This is a genomic window from Halomonas caseinilytica (assembly GCF_001662305.1).
GTDB lineage: Bacteria > Pseudomonadota > Gammaproteobacteria > Pseudomonadales > Halomonadaceae > Halomonas > Halomonas caseinilytica.
On sequence record NZ_BDEP01000031.1, the window covers coordinates 1 to 3,111 of the forward strand.

Annotated in this window: 1 protein-coding gene; it reads left to right on the forward strand. The window is 70.6% G+C overall.

All coding sequences use genetic code 11. The features are described from left to right. A partial coding sequence (ydiJ, locus tag A9O65_RS16570) for a D-2-hydroxyglutarate dehydrogenase YdiJ (RefSeq protein ID WP_064702748.1) occupies window positions 1–3,111 on the forward strand: 3,111 nt, incomplete at both ends.

Here is a 3,111-nt window from a genome sequence, read left to right on the forward strand (position 1 = left end):
TGCTGCGCCCACCGCCGCCCGCTACCGGGCCTTCCTCGAGGCCCTGCGCGAGGCCGGCTTTGCCGGCGAGATCGCTCCGGACTACGCCAATCGCACGGTGCTGGCCACCGACAACTCCATCTACCAGCGCCTGCCCCAGGCGGTGCTCTATCCGCGCGATGTCACCGACCTCGAGCGTCTCGCCCACCTGGCCGGCCAGGACGCCTTCGCCGATATCGTCCTGGCACCACGCGGCGGCGGCACCGGCACCAACGGTCAGTCGTTGACCGACGGCCTGGTGGTCGACGTCTCCCGCCACATGAACGCCATCCTCGAGATCGACGTCGAGGCCCGCCGGGTACGCGTCCAGGCCGGGGTGGTCAAGGACCAGCTCAACGCGGCCTTGAGGCCCCACGGGCTGTTCTTCGCCCCGGAGCTCTCCACCTCCAACCGCGCCACCATCGGCGGCATGATCGCCACCGATGCCAGCGGCCAGGGCAGCTGCGAGTACGGCAAGACCCGCGACCACGTGCTCGAGCTCGACAGCGTGCTGCTCGGCGGGGAGCGCCTGGTCACCCGGCCGGTCGACGAGGCCGAGCTCGACGCCCTCTGCGCGCGCGATGACGCCGTCGGCCGGGTGCATCGCGAGGCTCGCGAGATCATCGACACCCAGCGCGAGCGCATCCGCGCGACCTTCCCGCCGCTCAATCGCTGCCTGACCGGCTACGACCTGGCGCACCTGCGTACCGCGGACGGCCGCTTCGATCTCAACAGCGTGCTGTGCGGCGCCGAGGGCTCGCTGGCCTTCACCAGCGAGGCGGTGCTCAATGTCCTGCCGATCCCCGGGCATTCGACCCTGGTCAACGTGCGCTACGCCGGCTTCATGGACGCCCTGCGCGACGCCAAGGCGCTGATGGCCAGTTCTGCCGCGCCCACCTCCATCGAGACGGTGGACGACAAGGTGCTGGGCCTGGCCCAGCAGGACTTCGTGTGGGACAGCGTCGGCGAGTTCTTCCCGGAAGGCGAGACGCCAACTCACGGCATCAACCTGGTCGAATTCAACGACGACGACCCCGAGCGCCTGGCCGCGCGAGTCACGGCCTTCTGCGAGCATCTCGCCGGCGACGACAGCGTCACCCGGCTGGGCTACACCCAGGCCGTGGGCCGCGAGGCGATCACCCGGGTCTACGCCATGCGCAAGCGCGCCGTGGGCCTGCTCGGCAATGTCCAGGGCGAGAAGCGCCCGATTCCCTTCGTCGAGGACACCGCGGTGCCGCCGGAGCACCTGGCCGACTACATCGCCGAATTCCGCGCCCTGCTCGACGCCCACGACCTGGACTACGGCATGTTCGGCCACGTCGACGCCGGGGTGCTGCACGTGCGCCCGGCCATCGACATGAAGGACCCGGCCCAGGAACGCCTGATCCGCGAGATCTCCGATGCGGTCGCCGCGCTGACGCAGAGGTACGGCGGCCTGCTGTGGGGCGAGCACGGCAAGGGCGTGCGCTCGGAGTACGCGCCGGCCTTCTTCGGTGCGCTCTATCCCAGCCTGCAACGCCTCAAGGCGGCCTTCGATCCGCGAAACCAGTTGAATCCGGGCAAGATCGCTACCCCTTTCAATGAAAAGGAAACGTCGGACCACGCCGACGAGCAGGCCGTGACATGGGTCGATCCGGGCCTGCTGGCCATCGACGGGGTACCGACCCGCGGCCAGCTCGATCGCCGGATCGCCCCGCGGGTCTGGCAGGCCCACGCCGACGCCGTTCACTGCAACGGCAACGGCGCCTGCTACAACTACGACCCCGATGACGCCATGTGCCCCTCCTGGAAGGCCACCCGCGAGCGCATCCACTCGCCCAAGGGGCGCGCCAGCCTGATGCGCGAATGGCTGCGGCGCCAGGGCGAGGCCGGCGTCGACGTGGTCGAGGATGCACATCGCCAGCGGCGTGCGGGGACCTGGGGGACCATCAAGGCCTTTCCCGGCAAGCTGAAGAACACCCTGGCCCGGCGGCGCGGCGAGGCCGACTTTTCCCACGAGGTCTATGACGCCATGGCCGGTTGCCTGGCCTGCAAGTCCTGCGCCAGCCAGTGCCCGATCAAGGTCAATGTGCCGGCCTTCCGCTCGCGGTTCCTCGAGGTCTACCACGGCCGCTACCTGCGCCCGGCGCGCGACTACCTGATCGGCGGGCTGGAGTTTCTGGCGCCGACGCTGTCGCGCCTCGCCCCGCTCTATAACGCTGCCCTGAGCAACCGCGGGGTCAGCCGCCTGCTGGCCGGCCCCATCGGCCTGGTCGACAGCCCCCGGCTGTCGCGGGCACGGCTCGACCGCCAGCTCGCCGCCTGGGGCGTGCCCCGCGCCACACCCACCGCCCTTGGCCGGCTCACCGCCGCGCAGCGGGCCAACAGCGTGATCCTGGTCCAGGATGCCTTCACCCGCTACTTCGAGGCCGGTGTGGTGCGCGACATCGTCACCTTGCTGCAGCGCCTCGACGTGCGCGTCTTCGTCGCTCCTTATGGCCCCAACGGCAAGCCGCTGCACGTCCAGGGCTTCCTCGGGGCCTTCGCGCGCACCGCCGAGACGCAGGCCGAGCGCCTGACGGCGCTGGCCGAGTTCGGCGTGCCGCTGGTCGGCATCGACCCGGCGATGACCCTGACCTATCGTCAGGAGTACGTGGACGCCCTGGGCGCGGCGCGGGTGCCCGAGGTGCGCCTGCTGAGCGAATGGCTGGCCGAGCGCGCCCCGCACCTGGCCGCCGAGGCGCCGCCGCTCACCGACCCTGGCTACCGGCTGCTGGCCCACTGCACCGAGAAGACCAGCGTGCCCGGCGCGCCGGCCCAGTGGCAGCGCGTGTTCGCGGCCTTCGGGCTCGAACTCGAGGTGATCGCCACCGGCTGCTGCGGCATGTCCGGCACGTACGGGCACGAGGCGCGCAACCTCGCGACCTCGAAGACCATCTACGCCCAGTCCTGGCAGCCCAAGGTCGAGGACCCAACCCACGCCGGCCGTCTGCTGGCCACCGGCTACTCCTGCCGCAGCCAGGCCAGGCGACTGTCGGATGCCACCCTGCCGCATCCCCTCCAGGGGCTGCTGGCGGCGTTGCGTTCCACTTCATCTGACTCATATACACCTCT